Source organism: Mucilaginibacter sp. SJ, from assembly GCF_028993635.1.
In the GTDB taxonomy this organism is placed as follows: domain Bacteria; phylum Bacteroidota; class Bacteroidia; order Sphingobacteriales; family Sphingobacteriaceae; genus Mucilaginibacter.
Window position 1 is genome coordinate 1,625,297 of sequence record NZ_CP118631.1, and the last position, 16,822, is coordinate 1,642,118.

Below are 16,822 nucleotides of genomic sequence, written 5' to 3' on the forward strand. Positions count from 1 at the left end.
AGTAAAGAATATACAACCCATTGAAGGCTGTATACTCTTTACTAATATTTGAATTTTATGCTTATTGTTGCCTGCCCGCATTATTCAGCTTAGGGTTGATATTAACCTGGTTAAGCGGATATGGGAAATACTCGTCGCGCGGCAACTGTACGGTATTGGTTTGGCCAACACGTTTTAAGTAAGCGTTCACGATCACATCATATTTGCCAAAGCGCTTCAGGTCGGCCCTTCTTTTGCCTTCATAATATAGCTCCCAGCCGCGTTCCTGTAACAATGCATCGCGGAAAGTTGCCTGGGTCAAATTAGCCTGCACCAATAATTTGGCATGTGAGCGGCCTTTAACCTGGTTTACTAATGAAACAGCCTCTGCGGTTGGACCATTCAATTCGTTTAAAGCTTCGGCGCGACTTAATAACACATCAGCATAGCGTAAAACATCCACACTATGGCCATCATAGTAAGTGTTGGCCCCATTTGGATCGGCATACTTCATGGTTGCAACATCCGGCATATACAATACTCCATCCGGAGCGGTAGCGCCCTGCGAAGGGGCTTGTTTGTGCGTTAAACCGTCAACACCCTGGTATTGGGTAAAGAACATTTTTTTACGATCATCTTCATCGCCGTAGCTGTTGTAAAAATCCCAGGTTACAGCGTAGTACTGCCACCTGTCGGTTAATACCGGATGGCTTAGCGGACCGAAGTGGTTCAATAATTCGGTGCCATTAACGTTAGCATCGCTCAATACCGAGAAGATATTTTCAGCACACCATGTGTTTGATTCTTTAAATAAACCTTCGTAGGTTGGATATAACTGGTAAATACCCAGGTCCATTACCTGTTTAGTTAAATCAGCAGCTTTTTGCCATTGGTGCTCACGCAGATAAACCTTAGCCAGCAGGAACATCGCCGCACCTTTGGTGGCCCGGCCAACATCGTTAGTTGTGTAGATATCACTTTTGGTGTAATCTTTAGGCAAAACATTGATGGCGTTTTGCAGATCGCTGATCATTAACGCGTCAACATCTGCAACAGAGCTTGGCGCAGTTTGAGCTTTATAATCCGGGTTGGCTATATCTTTTTCGGTGGTCAAGATCACTGGTCCCCAGGCATCAGTAAGGTCAGAGTAAGCTATAGCACGTAAAAATTTCATCTCGGCTAAAAACTGATTTTTCTGGGCATCTGTAATACTTTTCATTGCCGAAATATTATAGATAGCGTTATTGGCGTTGGCCACCAACTTATAGATCTGCCTGTAATCTTCAGCTATCAAACCATTGGCCGAGTTCCATTGCACTAATGATAACTGCCCCGGGTCGCCGGCGTAGCTACAGTGGCCTACATCCGTGGTTAAATCGGTAAGGGCGAAGTGCCTTACCGTCCAATAATCAAAATTGTCACCAACCGCCGGACCTTTAAGCCGCGCATAAACAGAGTTGACCGCTGCAATAGCATCCGATTTGGTTAAAAATGCGTTTTGACTTGTTAAGCTGCTGTATATTTTAGGCTCGAGATTGGTTTTATTACACGAAAACTGTGTAACTACCGCCGCTGCTAAGAGTAGAATATTATATTTTTTCATTTGATTTAAATTTTGTTGATCCTTTAAAAGGATAATTTCATTAATGGATAGATGCCTTAATGCCGAATGTTATGGTTCTGAATGCCGGGAACGAGTTAAAGTCTAAGCCGCCACCGGTAGCACCAGAATGCACGTTAACTTCCGGGTCGGTACCTTTATAGCCGGTAATTGTCCATAAGTTTTGTGCTTCTGCATAAACCCTTATTCCCTGTAAAATTTTCAGATGCTGAAACAACGATGCAGGGAAATTATAAGCCAGCGTAAGCGACTTTAAACGGACATAAGAAGCATTTTCAACAAAACGTGAGTTTACGTAGCTACCGTAAGTACTCAGGTAATAACCTTCGCGCGGGATTGACGTATTTTCGTTTTTACCGACAACAAACCTGTTCAATGCAGCAGCACCCGTGGTTGACTCTAATACCATGGCGTTCATGTTATACAGGTAGTAATCAAATGCTCCCTGAAAAAATATACCCAGATCGATGCCTTTATAATGAAAATCGTTACCAAAACCAGCCATATAATGCGGGTTAGAGTTGCCCAGATAAGTACGGTCGGCCGGGGTGATTACACCATCACCATTAACGTCTTTATATTTAGGGTCTCCTGCCTTAGAATTTGGTTGCGGAGTATATTTTTCGCCGGTTTTCACTACCCCTTCGTAAACATAGCCATATAGCTCCCCTAATTCAATGCCAGGCACAACCCTTGTAAATTCCTGTCCGGACACAGTACCGCTTGGGTTTGCAGTATTAGTACTGATCACGGTTACTCCCGGACCTAAATCCAGTGCCTTTTGCTTATTGTAAGCAAAAGTAACCGTACTGTTCCACGACAGATCTTTACCACGCACATTGTTGGTATTTACAGAAAGCTCGATACCACGGTTTTGGATTGCGCCACCGTTTACATATTGATTACTGAACCCCCATTGCTGACCTATAGGGATCTGAATTAACAGGTCGGTTGTTTTTTTACTGTAATAGTCGATACTTGCATTAATACGGCCATTGGCGAAACCCATATCCAAACCAACATCAAACTGCCTGGTGCTTTCCCATTTTAGATTAGGGTTAGCCAGTGTTTTTGGTTCTATCCCTGTTTGAAGATTACCGGTTTCATTCAGTACTACACCATAAGGTCCAAATGTTGAAAGATATAAGCTCGCAGGGATACGGTCATTACCAGTAACACCGTAACTAACACGTGCTTTTAAGTTTGAGAAGGTATTCAGATCTTTTATAAAATCATCATCGGTAAGTTTATAAGCTACTGCGCCCGCGGGGAAAAAACCCGAACGCTTGTTTGAACCGAAGTTTGACGAACGGTCGTCACGATAAGAGAACGAGGCTAATAATTTATCCTTATATGCATAATTAAACCTTGTAAAATACGAGGTTAACATGGCCTCTGCCTTACTGCTGCCATAACCATTTACCAATGATCCGGCACCAAGGTTGTAGTATAAAAATGCATCGGTTGAGAAGCCTTTAGCACCGGCACTTAGTCCTTCGGTAACATCTTTTTGATTTGATGTACCTAATAAAACAGTGAAGTCATGATCCTTAGCGATGTTGAACTTATAGGTAAAGTAATTTTCAACTATCCATCTGAAAGCTGATGATGTTTGCTCACTGGCAACACCGCCCTGCTTAGCACCTGCGATGGTAGTAGTAGGCAGGTACTGGCCTGCTGTAGTTTGAGTGTATTCGGTACCGGCTGTAAGGTGATAGGTTAAACCATTGATAATCTTATAATCTAACCCGATATTGGCATTGACCAATTTATTGCCACTGTTGTTTGTTGGTTCCAAAAGGCCGGCCAGCGCATTGGTTTTTGTACCCTGGGTAACATAATAATTGTAAGTACCATCGGCATTATATGGATTAACGTTAGGTGGTGCTGTCAATAAACTAAATAATGGCGCAGTTATGTCTCCAGAGTACGATTGCAATGTCGAACTTGAGCTGGCACCATAAAAATTAGCGCTGATCTTTAGGTTTTCATTCATTGTTTTCTCAGCACCTATCCTTGCAGTATATCTTTCAAAACCGGTATGCTGCAACACACCAACCTGTTTAATATGATTACCCGCAACATATATTTTGGAACCCTGATCGCCGGCGCTTAAGCTGATACTTTGATTTTGAACAGTAGCATTCCGGGTTGCCAGTTTTAACCAGTTGGTATTGGCTACCTTGAAACTTGAAGGATATGGCTGAGGTTTGCCATCTTCCAGTGCTGTAGCGTTTTGGATATCGGTATATTGCTGGCCGGTTAACAGGTCTGGCTTATACCTTAGATATTGTGTACCGCCTGATATATCCGCATCCAAAGAAACTTTGCCATTCTTACCTTTTTTTGTGGTGATCAACACAACCCCGTTACCGCCTCTCGCTCCATAAATAGCCGTTGCCGAAGCGTCCTTAAGCACCTGGATATCCTCCACATCATTAGGGTTAACCTGGTTGCCATTATCGCTGATGAAGCCATCAACAACATATAGTGGGGATGTTGAGGTATTAATAGAGTTACCACCTCTCACAGTGATATTGATTCCGGAACCCGGCGCAAAACTGGCCTGCTGAACCTGCACACCTGCTGCTTTGCCCTGAATGGCCTGACCGATATTGGTTGTAGTACCGCCAAGTGTAAGGTTATCGCTTTTTATAGAACTGATTGAACCGGTAAGGTCACCTTTTTTTACAGTACCGTAACCTACAACAACTACTTCGTTCAGTTTATTCAGGTCTTCCTGCAAAGTGATGGTGATATCGGTTGAGCTACCCACAGATACTTCCTGAGGTTTATACCCTACGTAAGAAACAACCAATACTGTCGAACTGCCCTTTAGTGTAATTTTGAACTTACCGGTAACATCGGTTGTAGTGGTATTTTTGACACCTTTTTGGGTAACGGTAGCGCCAATTACCGGGCCGTCTTTATCTTTTACGCTACCGTTGATTGTTGTTTGTGCATTGGCAAGTATCGGCAATAATAGTAGCAGGCAACAGCACATCAATTTAAAAAGGCCGTTGATCTGCCTCCTTAAATAAACGTGTTTGCTGAAGCCCTGATCGGGGTTTGAGTAAATTTTAATCATACGTGGTGGGTGTTAGTATTAATTAATTGTTAGTTTTTTGCGGTGGTTAGCCTTGTTTTTAAATATCGGAAATTAGAGATAGCGGATTTTTAAAGCAAAAAATTGCCCCTTCAAACACAGCGCAAACGTTTGTTTTGGGCAAAAACCGGTTTACGCAAACGTTTGACTCAAAGTATTTTGCGGTGAAAAAAATTAGTTTTTGACAACTTTCCAGCTTTGGGTAAGCGATAAACGAGACGATTTGGGCGTCAATTTTATGGATTCTGCGTATTTGGAGGATTAAGCTTGAAGAATTTGATTATGAGTTGGTTGGACTAACATTTACAAAACTAATCCACTGCAATATCGGTCACCACTCGGCTGTTGCTCATAGCCGTTGGCTTAGGCCGCCAGGAGGGTTAACAGGGTTAACATAAATTCAATTATAAACTTATAAACACCTCACAATCAAATAAATACAAAAAACAGGGGTTACACTAAAAAGCTACCGCTGTGCTGGAGCCAAAGGCAGCTACGATTGTTTTAAAAAAGTAAAGCCCGGCTTTTGGCCGGGCTAAACGCAAAACATGCAAAAAAAACACTTAAAAACCGCTATCGTCAAGCGCGAAGGTATTTTTACGCTCTTTCCATTTACCCTTAGTAAAATCAGGGAATTCCACACTCGCGTTACCCTCTTTTAATGATTTTGTTGATAACGGTGTAATTACACTCATAGTAACAGAATCATAAACATCTATAGGTGTCTGGCGTTTTTGCTTAACCGACTCCACGAAAGCATTAAACACAAACCAGTCCATACCACCGTGACCGGCGCCTTCGGCAAACTTTTCGTATTTTTTCCAAAGCGGATGGTCATATTTATCAAACCATTCCTTTGCAGGGTCCCATGAATCATCTTCTTTTGATTTATGGTCGATGTATACACTCTTATTTACATCCATCCACAAACCCTTAGTACCCTGCACACGGAAGCCTAATGAATAAGGACGCGGCAGGTGCGTATCGTGGCTCAGCATCACGGTTTCGCCATTGGCACAGTTGATCATGGTAGTGGTTACGTCACCGTTTTTGTAGTGGATCTTAGCATTCGGGTGACCAGGTGATAACTCCTCTACATAAGCCGCCAAACCTCGGGCCTTAGTACTAAATGATACCAGGTTGATAAAACGGTTACCTGCATTGATATTAGCATAATGCATACATGGGCCTACACCATGGGTTGGGTAAATATCACCGTCCACATCGATATTGAACTGCGTGCGCCATTGGGCTTCGCTCAGAGCTTTAGGGCCAAACTCAACACCGCCGCCATAATATTGCTTACCGTTATTGAACAATACACCTCTTAAATTATGCTGATATCCGCCTTCCAAATGAACGATTTCGCCGAACAGGTCCTGGCGCACCATATTCAAGGCAGCCATCACATCACGACGATAGCAAACGTTTTCAAGTGTCATGTATGGGATACCTGTTTTCTCTGAAGTGTTAACGATATCCCAGTGATCTTCAACCGTAAGACCCGCAATTACTTCACAACCAACATACTTTCCGGCTTTCATAGCGTCAATAGCCTGTGGGTGGTGAAACTGCCATGGGGTAGCAATAATTACCGCATCGATATCTTTATGATCAAGCAATTTTTTGTAGGCATCCAGTCCGCCGGTGTATTCCTTTACGGGTGCATGGCCTTTTTTGGCGATGTATTCGCGGCAAATTTTCAGTGAGCTTTCCTGCGTATCGCAAATGGCAACGATCTCCACATCATCGCGCAGCAAACCTTCGGCAATATGGCTCATGCCGCGGGCACCTACGCCTATGTAACCTAAACGGACTTTTGCAGGTGCCGATGCAAATAGACTTCCTGATGGTAAAATGCTAAAACCTGCTGCTGCAATTGCGCTGGTTTTCAAAAATTGTCTTCTTTCCATATATAATATTGAGGTTTTTGGGGCTTATTTATTAGGTAGTTTTTCAAATTCAATTAAAGGTTTTTGCTTTGTTGCATTACGATCGTAAGGAGTTTTAAGCGGTATATAATTATTAAAGAACCCACCATTTTGAAGGAAGAACTTATCACCTTCTTTTCCGCCTGCATAGTCCTTACGGTAATTGGCATTAGCCGTAGCATCGCCCGTGTATATAGCATGCGTAAGCTCCAGCCAGTTATTTTCACTGTCACCTATCCATTGGTTAGTGAAATAAGCCCTACGTAGCTTATCGCCATTTTCGGGTTCAAAATTCTCAACAAATGAATACAAATGCGTTAAGTAAGTAGCCTTTTGCGGGCGGTTGAAGCTGGCTATCAGAAACCATTTATCTGCAGCTACATCTTTAAAGTATGCAGTATAAGTAGTTGTATGCCTGGCGTTATCCGGCTCGGCGCTAAGCAAAAAGGCGTAAGCTTGCCCGGCTTTCCACGGGAAGCGCATATAGCTTTGTCCGCCGGATCCCTCGTTACCAAATTCGCCGATGTGTACATTACTGCCGCTTTTTACCAGTTTAATACGCATGCTATCCGGGATGCTTTTTGGGTCTTCGGTATTAAAAGGGCTCCATACCGAAAATAACACGCGGCGTTCGGTTGCGGAATTTACCTGCATCCCAAAGTATCCCTCGCCAAAACCATCGGCCATAAAATAGGAGCCGATCACATCCTGTCCTTTCGGTACTATGATCTCATTATAAAACCATTTTACTTTATTCTCTTTGTCGGTTGGGACAGGGTAGCGTAAATGCACAGAAGGCCCCCTTCTGCCAAAATGATATGAACTGCCTTTTGCAACATATGAAATATCATTATTCGGCTTTTGCAAAGTAACTATAAGGTCAGATACATCTGCATAAACAGTCCCGGTTTTAGTAATGCCTTTTAAACTGATCTTTACATAACCCGGCCGACTGATGTGAACCTTCCCAAAACTGACAGTATCAAACCTGGTATTGCTTATTTTTTTGACGACAGCATTTTTCCCTGCCGATAACTGCAGCGTACTGTTTCCCTGCGGCACCCGTACCACCAGCGCAAGCTCAAGGTCCTGCGCAACACTAACCCTGAAATAAATATTACCGGTTGATTTTGTGCTTCTCAGGCCAATCAACCCTTCATCGGTTATGGTATCCGGCGCGTTTACCCAGGCATTACCTCCAAACGGGATAACGTGACGAAGTTTTGAAGCATCAATGTGTACAGTCTGCGCAATGGCAGCTCTATTTCCTATAGCAATAAACAATATCGAAAGACAAAGTATAACGGTTTTCTTCATCATTGGGTTATAATACAAGTATCGTTTCATAAATGTACTCGCATTAGTGGCTTTAGGAAAAAATAAATGCTTCAATTTCAACGCAAACGTTTGAAAAATGGACATAATTATCCCTTAACTGGCATTAATTGAAAAACAGATATTTATCAAACATTATGGGTTGATGACTTCGGCTTCTAAAATCGGAGGTAAATATGCCTGCTAAACGATTATTTCTTTATTGCAGATAAGCGAGGCCCTCTAAATAAAATTAAAGGGCACTATATAGCATGGCTGATGTTCAAATCTCCACTATACTAACCGCCCAATTGATGCAAACTGATGATTAGTCATGCAAACGTTTGCAATGCAGTTAATACAAGCTATTTCATAATAATCGCTTAACTTTAACTATAAAAACGACATTAGCCCGTAATTAATGCAAACAAAGCCAACTACTATAAAAGAGATAGCGCAAATATTAGGCATCTCGGTTTCCACAGTTTCAAGGGCCTTGCATGATCACCCGAGCATAGGACTAACCACAAGGGCAAAAGTTAAAAAGCTGGCCGGCGAGTTAAACTATGAGCCTAACCAAACCGCTATTTTTTTGCAAAAGGGCAAAACGCTCACCATCGGGGTTATTTTGCCCGAACTTTCGGAGGCTTTTTTTTCCTCGGCCATAAGCGCTATTGAAGATACCGCCTATAAAAAGAATTATACGGTATTGCTGGCACAATCACATGATGACGAGCAAAAGGAAAAACAACTGGTTGAAAAAATGAAAAACCACCGGGTTGATGGCCTGCTTGTATCGGTAGGGAAAAATACCTCCTCGTACCAGCATTTTGAAAACTTAAAAAAATACAATATCCCGGTAGTTTATTTCGACAGGATCCCGGCCATACCCAACATCCATTATGTAGCCTGCAATATGGAAATCGGCACCATTGAGGCAGTTAGTTATTTGCTAAAAAAAGGTCACCGGGCAATAGGCATGATCAACGGGCCGCAAACCATGGTTGCTACCGGCGAGCGTAAAGAGGGCTATATTAAAGCGATGACCAAAAACAGGCTTAAGTATGACCCTTCGCTTATAGTTTCGTGCGATTTGACCGAAGAAGGCACAAAAAAAGCATTAGATGAACTGCTGGCCAGCAAACGCAAGCCAACCGCCATAGTAACCTTTAATGATTATGTAGCACTTTTTGCCATTAAACATGCCAGCAAATTAAACATCAGGATCAATAAGGATCTTGAATTTGTAAGCTATGCCAATTTACCACTAATCAATTATATGGAGAATATTCCCGCCGCTTCGGTTGAACAATTCCCATATTTACAGGGGCAAAAAGCAACTGATATTTTAATGGACCTGCTGCATCACCAGGGTACCGGCGGCAATGAGCCAAGTGCCTTTTACAAAGTGATCATTGAATCGCAACTGGTTGAAAACAAAAAATAAGCCTAAACAAAAAACACTCAAACGTTTGCGCATGGCTATCGTTTATCAAATTAGCTATGTTTGATGAGTTAACGTCTATAATATGTTTGATGATATCCTAATAAATTTTGGATTAAACGTTTCTGAATACCATATCCGGCCTTTTGGTTCGGGTTTAATAAACTATACTTATAAAATAAGTGGTGCTAACCATTCCTATATTCTTCAGCAAATTAACGTTGCCGTTTTTAAAAGGCCCGATCATATCGACAGCAACCTTGCACTAATCAAAGAATATCTTGGTAAACACAATCCCGGTTATTTATTTGTAGCTCCAATAAAGAATCAAACAGGAAAATCGGTCACTCAAGCTGCCGACGGCAAGTTTTACCGGCTTTTCCCATTTATTGAAGGATCACATACAGTAAACTTTTTGCAGGACACAAAGGAAGCCTATAGCGCGGCGGTGCAGTTTGGCCGGTTTACCCGTTTGTTAAATCATTTTGACATCAGCAAACTCGAATACACGCTTCCGGATTTTCACAACCTGAAATTACGGTTTGCACAATTTGAACAGGCCTTCAAAACAGCCGAACCTCAAAAACTGGAACAGGCTGCTAAAGAAGTAAAAGCAGCTCATGACCATATCAACATATTGCATACCTACAACCTATTTACAACCAATAACGAAATCCCCCTCCGGGTAATCCACCACGATACCAAAATAAATAACGTACTGTTTGACAAAGAGCAAAACGCGTTATGTATTGTTGACCTTGATACAGTAATGCCCGGCTATTATTTAAGCGATGTTGGCGACATGATGCGTACCTATTTATCACCCGCCAACGAGGAAGAAAAGGACCTGGACAAAGTTATGATAAGGACAGATTTTTTCAGGGCGATATATAAAGGCTACATAAGCGAAATGGGCAGCATCCTTACTGAAGCCGAAAAACAGTATTTCATTTTTTCGGGCAAACTGATGATCTATATGCAAGGCCTTCGTTTTTTAACCGACTTTTTAAATAACGACATTTACTACGGCGCACAGTATGAAGGGCATAATTTAATCAGGGCTAAAAACCAGTTTAAATTGCTTGAAGGTTATATCAATGCAGAACCTGTATTTAACGAGATCATTACAGAAGTAGATAAAGAATTACTGACCATTGCCAGCGATATCTAACAGGTCATTCAACCTGTCGGGCGACACAATGTTACCAACAAACCTTGCACAGCCCTCACTAAATTCATACTTTCGACGCCCGTATTAGCAGGCACCGGCACAAGCCGGAGCATTGGGAACAGCATTATGAAAGTTATTATAGCCGAAAAACCATCTGTAGCCAGGGAAATTGCCAAAGTTTTTGGGGCGACTACAAAGAAAGACGGTTATATTGAAGGCAAGGGTTTCACCTTTACCTGGGCTTTCGGTCACCTGTTACAACTTGCCGCCCCGCAGGAATATGGTTATTACGGCTGGAGCGTTCAGCACCTGCCTATGCTGCCTCAAAAGTTTAAGCTTTCCATTCGCAAGGTTAAAACCAAGGATGGTTTGGTAGATGATCCATCAGTAAAAAAACAACTGGATACCATTCAAAAGCTATTTGATGAAGCCACTGAGATCATTGTAGCAACGGATGCCGGGCGCGAGGGAGAACTCATCTTTCGTTATATTTACTATTACTTAAAATGCAAAAAGCCTTTTAAAAGGCTCTGGATCTCGTCCCAAACAGATGAGGCTATCAAAGAAGGTTTCCGCAACCTGAAACCCGGCAGCGATTATGATACACTGTTCAATTCGGCCCATTGCCGCTCACAATCGGATTGGTTAGTAGGTATGAATGCCACACAGGCCCTGAGCCTTTCGTCGGGTATTCGTGGCGCGGTACTTTCATTGGGCCGGGTGCAAACCCCTACTCTTGCCATGATCTGTTCGCGGTACCTGGAAAACAAAAACTTTATACCCGAAACCTTTTACCAGGTAAGTATTCATCCCGATAAAGACGGACAGGTATTTAAAGCGATATCAGCCGAAAATTATAAAACAAAAGAAGAAGCACAAGCGGTAGTCGACCAGGTGCAGGATGTTGAAGGCGGCTTCCCGCAGGGTGGCCACATTTTACAGGTAGAAGCCAAACCCCGTAAAGAACCACCTCCCTTATTGCACGACCTGAGCAGCCTTCAGCAGGAAGCCAACAAACGCAAAGGCTTTACTGCAGATCAAACCCTTACCATCCTCCAAAACCTTTACGAAAATAAACTGGTTACTTACCCCCGTACCGGCAGCCGCTATATAGGCGATGATGTTTTTGCAGGTGTACCCGCCCTGATTGGGAAACTGGAACAGCACCCACTTTTTGGCAAACAAGCCATTGCATTAAGCAGCGCTACGCTCAACAAACGAAGTGTAAATGCTAAAAAAGTAACGGATCATCACGCCGTACTTACAACCGGCGAAAACCCACATCAACTTTCGCCCGATCAGCAGGCGGTTTATGATATGGTAGCCGGTAGGATGCTCGAAGCATTTCACCAGGATTGTATTAAGGAAGTCACCAAAATTGTTGTACAATCAGGCGCTAAATTTAACGCCAGCGGAACGGTTATCCACACCGCTGGGTGGCGTGCTGTGTTCAATGATAAGGAAGACGATAAAAAAGACGAAGAGAACGCTACGCTACCCAAAGTAACACAAGGTGAAAATCTTCCTATAACAGCAAAAGCGCTGCTCGAAAAGCAAACCAAACCCCGGCCACTATATAACGAAGCCACCTTACTTAAAGCTTTGGAAACAGCGGGCAAAGAGATTGATGATGAAGAGCTCCGTTACGCTATGAAAGATAGCGGCCTCGGTACCCCTGCTACACGGGCAGCTATCATTGAGACGTTACTTAAACGCAATTATATCATCAGGGAAAAGAAAAACCTGGTGCCTACTACTACAGGCATCGCTGTTTATGAAGTAGTAAAAAATCAGCAAATAGCCCAGGCCGAACTCACAGGTACCTGGGAGAAACGCCTCGAAGAGATCCGCTCGGGAGCGTCTGTTACTGAATTCCAGAACGAGATCAAAACTTATACCCGTGCTATTACTTCCGAATTATTGGCGCAGGGTAAATCATTAAAAATCCCGGCTGTGGAAGCAGCAGGGAGTAAAGCTACAGCCTAAAGGAAGCCGTTAAGCCATACCTTTTCATAACCCTTTAATAATATTCCAATCAACAACACCAACCTTTTTTGCCCATGCCAGATATTCCGCTTCAAGACCTTTTACTTTATCTGGGTATTTAGCAGCGAGATTATTTATTTCAGAACGATCTGCCTCCAGATCATATAACTCCCATGGCTCACCAATTTCGGCAACTAATTTCCAGCGGCCTTTTCTTATGGCGCGGCTGCCTTCATGCTCCCAGAATAATGTGTTATTACCTGCATAAAGTTTTCCTTTAAAGGCATCAATTAAACTGATACCTGCCAATGGTGCTAACTGCCTGCTTTTAAATTGAGCCGGATACGATATACCTGCAAGGTCAAGACAGGTGGGCATCAGGTCAATCAAATGACCCAGGCTATTGTTGCTGCTTCCGGCTTTAATATGGCCGGGGTACCAGGCAATAAGCGGCGTGGCTATGCCCCCCTCGTGAGTATTGCGTTTAAACAACTTAAAAGGTGTATTACTAACGTTGGCCCAGGGTATTTCGTAACTGTCAATTGAATTTACAGAGCCGGGAGTTCCGTTCTTTTGTATTACCGTAGGCAAACTTTTAACCTCGTCGGCGCTACCGCCATTATCTGATGCGAAAAGTACAATGGTATTTTTATCTTTTCCAAATTGCTTCAGCCTGGCCATGATCTCGCCTATACAGGCATCCATGCGGTAAACCATAGCAGCGTAAATGGCCATGCGGGTATCCCATTTATCTTTTTCTTCGGGAGATAGTGAATCCCAAGCCGGGGCGCGTTTATCCCTTGCTGATAGCTGCCACTGTTGTTTGACGATACCTGTTGCCAGCTGTTTTTCATAACGCTGTTTCCGTAATACATCCCAGCCTCTAAGATATTGGCCTTTAAACTTTGCAATATCCTGCGGCAACGCCTGAATAGGCCAGTGTGGGGCATTGTAAGCTACGTACATAAAGAATGGCTTCTGCTGGTCTTTGATCTCCTCCAATGACTTCACAGCGAAATCAGTAATAGCTTGTGTCAAATATTTTGAAGTATCGCTTCGGGTGATCTCCTTATCATTCAGCATAAAAGTGATCTTGCTACCATCGTTATATAGCGGTGCCGAGTTAAAATAACTGCTTCCATTGTTCAGCATGGTAAATGACTGATCAAACCCACGGTTATAGGCTAATGCAGATTGCTGCAACCCAATATGCCACTTGCCCGAAACGATGGTGTTATAACCAGCCTCATCTTTAAGCAGCTCGGCAATGGTGGCGCTATGCTCATTCAGGTAACCCTGGTATGCCGGCGAACCTTTGTATTTCACCATGTCACCAACGCCTGCCTGATGCGGATATAACCCGGTAAGCAATGCTGCGCGTGATGGGCAACATCTGCCGGCATTATAAAACTGGGTCATTTTCAGCCCTTCCCGGGCAAGCCTGTCAATATTAGGTGTGCTGATCTCCGAACCAAAGCAGCCTATATCAGAAAAGCCCATATCGTCGGCCAAAATAATGACGATATTGGGCTTTTGCTTAGGGGCCTGCCCAAATACAGGCCCTGTGCAAAATATAACTATCAGTAGGTAGCCAATGTATTTGATCATGTTACAGCTTATTTATTATTGGCGGCCAATCCGTTTTTGGCCAGTTCGGTTGTTGCGATAATCTGGGCAGTTGATGAAAAGCCCTGCTTTTTCCAAACTTCCTTACCGTTTTTATACAGTACCAGCGTTGGCAATACATTTACTTTTAGCTCTTTGGCCAGATTAGTGTTGTCGTAAACTTCAATACTGATAACTTTAGGCGTAAAAGCCGAATTTGCTTTGAGCGAATCCAATACAGGTACCAGCTTTTTGCAGGCCCCGCAATACCTCGACCCAAAATCAACCAACACTAATTGTGATGAAGCCGCCAGCTCATCAAATTGGGCCCTTGATAATGAAACGCCTTTTTTGGTTGTAGAAATGATAGGATAACCCGAACCTATCCAATTGGCTAAACCACCGGGTAATTCCTCTACATCCTTAAATCCTTTAGCCCTCAATTCGCGCGAAAGTACGGTGCTACGGCCATTAGCTATCGAGTATACAAATGTTGGTTTTCCTTTATCCAAACCATCCAGTTTTTGCTGATAGTCTGCCGCTTTTGCATCAACATTTACTGCACCTTTGATATGATTTTGCGCAAACTCTTCTGCTGAACGGGCATCTAAGATCTGCGGTTCTTTAGCCTGTTTTAGTTTGGCCGCAAATGCTTCAAGCGATAATAAGGCAGGTGATTGGGCTTTTACTTCACCGGTAAAAATTACCAGCAGGGTCAATAAAGCAATTTTCAGGTTTTTCATGATTAATTATTATTTTCGAGTTTGTGGATCCTTTTGTTGTTGATATCATCGCGATCAATAAAAGGATAGATGTGGTTCTTTTTGGCTTCCGCATCAAACAGATCTTTCAGCTCTTTCAACTTCTCAGGATATTTTTTGGCGAGGTCAACACGCTCATTAAAATCCTCATTCAGGTTATAAAGCTTCCAAACATCCTTATCGTAATTGCGCTCGGGAATGGTTTTCTCTTTCGGGAAGTTCAGCAGGTCCACATTATCCGGGCGGTGTGCAGCCTCGGCCTTCCAGCCATCTTTGTAGATGGAGCGGGAAGTGAAAATGTAATAGTACTGCTGCGTGTGCAATGTTTTCGCCTGCGCATTGTTGAACGAGCTAAAGAATGACTTACCTTGCAACGTATCCTGCTTAATACCTTTAACATACTCCGGTAGTTTTAAACCGGCCGCCTCAATAGTGGTCGGGAATACGTCAGATACATGGCTGTACTGCGTACGGACGCCGCCTTTTTCTGTGATCAGTTTTGGATAATAAACTATCAGCGGGTTATGGGTGCCTCCCTCAGCGTCAGCATCCGATTTCCAGTATTTGAACGGTGTATTTGCTGCCTGTGCCCAGCCTAAAGGATAGTTGGTTGAAGCCTCTGGCGTACCAATGGTTTCGTAATCGCTTTCGTTCTTTTTAATATAATCAGCCTCGGGTGTGGTTGCTGCCGAGTTTTTAGGATTGATAACGCCATGTACAGTTCCTTCCTTACTCGCTCCGTTATCCCCTATCATCACAAAAACCAAAGTATTATCAAACTGGCCCGAAGCTTTCAGATAGCTGATCACGCGGCCAACCTGGTGGTCGATGTAGGTTAAATAGCCTGCATAAACTTCCATGAACCGGGCGTACAGCTTCTTCTGATCGGCAGGCAGGCTGTTCCAGGCTTGGATGCGCTCGTTACGTTCGGGTAATTTGGCATAAGCAGGAATGTAACCGGCTTTCTTTTGATTTTCAAAAACCTTTTGGCGGTAAACATCCCAGCCCTCATCAAACTTGCCTTTATACAGGTCGCTCCATTCATGGCTCACCTGGTGCGGCGCATGGGTAGCTCCCGGTGCATAGTATAAAAAGAAAGGCTGATCAGGCGCAGCCTTATGAGCAGCGTCGATATAAGCTATGGCCTTGTCAGTGATCTGTTCGTTCAGGTTATGGCCATCAGGTTTGATGTGGAAATTATCCTCCACCAAATGCGGCGGATTATACTGGTCGGTAGCCGATTCCAGGAAACCGAAGTGATGATCAAAACCTTTACCGGTAGGCCATCGATCAAATGGGCCAACGGCTGTAGTGTCCTCATCGGGTGTTACTCCCCATTTACCTACAGCGAAAGTGCTGTATCCATTAGAGCGAAGCGCTTCGGCAATGGTACCTTTATCCGGCGGGATGCGGCCATCATAGCCAGGGAAGCCGGCAGCAGTAGAAGCGTGGGCGAAATTGCCCATGTGCACATAATGGTGGTTACGCCCGGTTAGTAATGACGACCGCGTTGGCGCACAAATACCTGCCGTGTGGAAGTTGACGTAGCGTAAGCCGTTGTTGGCCAGCGTATCAAAATTTGGCGTATTGATCAAACCGCCAAAGGTGCCTGCCGCGCCAAAGCCAACGTCATCAAGCAAAATCCAAACGATGTTTGGCGCGCCTTTTGGCGCTTTGAGTGGTTTATTCCACCATTCCTTTGATTCGGCGAGTGTCTTGCCTTCCACGCCTTTATAATTAGCGGGATCAATAGGCGCTATGTTGGCCGGTATTACCTTTACCTGCGGCAGTTGTGCAAAGGCAGGCACGCTGAACGCAACAGCCATTGCCGACATGGCGGCAATTAGTTGATAAACGGATTTCATAATTGTAAATGTTTATATAAAGTTTATTAATTAGTTCAT

The 16,822-nt window shown here is 43.5% G+C and carries 10 protein-coding genes; 3 read left to right on the plus strand and 7 right to left on the minus strand.

The window, feature by feature from the left end; translation table 11 throughout:
• Nucleotides 1–61 precede the first annotated feature (61 nt).
• The 4 genes from MusilaSJ_RS06450 to MusilaSJ_RS06465 all read right to left on the minus strand — a co-directional run bounded on the left by MusilaSJ_RS06450 (nt 62) and on the right by MusilaSJ_RS06465 (nt 7,957).
• Nucleotides 62–1,582 carry a RagB/SusD family nutrient uptake outer membrane protein gene (locus MusilaSJ_RS06450; protein WP_274989217.1) on the minus strand — a complete coding sequence of 507 codons (1,521 nt, stop codon included), beginning with the start codon at nt 1,580–1,582 and terminating at the stop codon, nt 62–64.
• Nucleotides 1,583–1,622: 40 nt separating this feature from the next.
• On the minus strand, nt 1,623–4,688 hold the full coding sequence (locus MusilaSJ_RS06455; protein ID WP_274989218.1) for a SusC/RagA family TonB-linked outer membrane protein: 3,066 nt from the start codon (nt 4,686–4,688) through the stop codon (nt 1,623–1,625).
• A 581-nt stretch (nt 4,689–5,269) separates the two neighbouring features.
• Nucleotides 5,270–6,619 (minus strand): Gfo/Idh/MocA family protein, encoded by a 1,350-nt coding sequence (locus MusilaSJ_RS06460; protein ID WP_274989219.1) that lies wholly within the window; start codon nt 6,617–6,619, stop codon nt 5,270–5,272.
• 24 nt (nt 6,620–6,643) lie between these two features.
• The gene (locus MusilaSJ_RS06465; RefSeq protein WP_274989220.1) at nt 6,644–7,957 is read right to left on the minus strand and encodes a DUF3472 domain-containing protein; all 1,314 of its coding nucleotides are present in this window, start codon (nt 7,955–7,957) and stop codon (nt 6,644–6,646) included.
• Between the two features lie 415 nt (nt 7,958–8,372).
• Between MusilaSJ_RS06465 and MusilaSJ_RS06470 the strand changes: the two genes are divergently transcribed.
• From MusilaSJ_RS06470 to topB, 3 genes are all read left to right on the plus strand, one after another.
• Nucleotides 8,373–9,398, plus strand: a complete 1,026-nt coding sequence (locus tag MusilaSJ_RS06470; RefSeq protein ID WP_274989221.1) for a LacI family DNA-binding transcriptional regulator — start codon at nt 8,373–8,375, stop codon at nt 9,396–9,398.
• An 82-nt stretch (nt 9,399–9,480) separates the two neighbouring features.
• Entirely contained in the window at nt 9,481–10,566 is a 1,086-nt protein-coding gene (locus tag MusilaSJ_RS06475; protein WP_274989222.1) for a phosphotransferase enzyme family protein, read from the plus strand.
• 126 nt (nt 10,567–10,692) lie between these two features.
• Complete coding sequence (topB, locus tag MusilaSJ_RS06480) at nt 10,693–12,552, plus strand: DNA topoisomerase III (protein ID WP_274989223.1); 1,860 nt, start codon at nt 10,693–10,695, stop codon at nt 12,550–12,552.
• A gap of 24 nt (nt 12,553–12,576) precedes the next feature.
• Here the strand turns inward: topB and MusilaSJ_RS06485 are convergent, their stop codons facing one another.
• From MusilaSJ_RS06485 to MusilaSJ_RS06495, 3 genes are read right to left on the minus strand one after another with little or no spacing between them, the layout of a single operon-like run.
• Nucleotides 12,577–14,160: an arylsulfatase gene (locus tag MusilaSJ_RS06485; protein ID WP_274989224.1), complete on the minus strand. Its 1,584-nt coding sequence runs from the start codon at nt 14,158–14,160 to the stop codon at nt 12,577–12,579.
• Nucleotides 14,161–14,168: 8 nt separating this feature from the next.
• Nucleotides 14,169–14,900, minus strand: coding sequence for a thioredoxin domain-containing protein (locus MusilaSJ_RS06490; protein WP_274989225.1), 732 nt, complete (start codon nt 14,898–14,900; stop codon nt 14,169–14,171).
• Nucleotides 14,901–14,902: 2 nt separating this feature from the next.
• Entirely contained in the window at nt 14,903–16,783 is a 1,881-nt protein-coding gene (locus MusilaSJ_RS06495) for an arylsulfatase (RefSeq protein ID WP_274989226.1), read from the minus strand.
• Between the last annotated feature and the right edge of the window lie 39 nt (nt 16,784–16,822).

Coding starts and splice junctions, on each gene's coding strand:
- MusilaSJ_RS06490 (WP_274989225.1), bottom strand. CDS start 14,900: ATGAAAAACCTGAAAATTGCTTTATTGACCCTGCTGGTAATTTTTACC.
- MusilaSJ_RS06470 (WP_274989221.1), top strand. CDS start 8,373: ATGCAAACAAAGCCAACTACTATAAAAGAGATAGCGCAAATATTAGGC.
- MusilaSJ_RS06475 (WP_274989222.1), top strand. CDS start 9,481: ATGTTTGATGATATCCTAATAAATTTTGGATTAAACGTTTCTGAATAC.
- MusilaSJ_RS06460 (WP_274989219.1), bottom strand. CDS start 6,619: ATGGAAAGAAGACAATTTTTGAAAACCAGCGCAATTGCAGCAGCAGGT.
- MusilaSJ_RS06495 (WP_274989226.1), bottom strand. CDS start 16,783: ATGAAATCCGTTTATCAACTAATTGCCGCCATGTCGGCAATGGCTGTT.
- MusilaSJ_RS06455 (WP_274989218.1), bottom strand. CDS start 4,688: ATGATTAAAATTTACTCAAACCCCGATCAGGGCTTCAGCAAACACGTT.
- MusilaSJ_RS06485 (WP_274989224.1), bottom strand. CDS start 14,160: ATGATCAAATACATTGGCTACCTACTGATAGTTATATTTTGCACAGGG.
- MusilaSJ_RS06465 (WP_274989220.1), bottom strand. CDS start 7,957: ATGATGAAGAAAACCGTTATACTTTGTCTTTCGATATTGTTTATTGCT.
- topB (WP_274989223.1), top strand. CDS start 10,693: ATGAAAGTTATTATAGCCGAAAAACCATCTGTAGCCAGGGAAATTGCC.
- MusilaSJ_RS06450 (WP_274989217.1), bottom strand. CDS start 1,582: ATGAAAAAATATAATATTCTACTCTTAGCAGCGGCGGTAGTTACACAG.